Here is a 368-nt window from a genome sequence, read left to right on the forward strand (position 1 = left end):
TGAAAGGATTGATTGATACAAGTTCAACATTTACTGTCATGGACTTCTTCGATAAGAACATCTTCCTTTATGGTAATAACTTTGGTCGTGGTGGAGAATTAATCTATCGCGCTCTCGGTTTTGCCGCTCCTGCAAAGGTTCAAGAAGACATCATCAATAAAGAAGGCTGGTTTGGGGTATCTCAAGAAGCTCTTCCAGAATATGTTGGCGACTATGTCCTTGTTAACGTCAATGATAAAACAAAAGAAGCAGCTGCCTCTCTCAAAGAAAGTGATATTTGGAAAAATCTACCTGCTGTAAAGAATGGTCACGTCATCGAGATAGACTATAACCTCTTCTACTTCTCCGATCCGATGTCTTTAGATTTA

Annotated in this window: 1 protein-coding gene; it reads left to right on the forward strand. The window is 39.4% G+C overall.

The window, feature by feature from the left end:
* Positions 1-368 (forward strand): ABC transporter substrate-binding protein (locus tag C1G53_RS08800; protein WP_153046684.1); only part of this gene is annotated, 368 nt, incomplete at both ends.

The sequence above is a fragment of the Streptococcus suis genome, assembly GCF_002960445.1.
GTDB classification, from domain to species: Bacteria; Bacillota; Bacilli; order Lactobacillales; family Streptococcaceae; genus Streptococcus; species Streptococcus hyiners.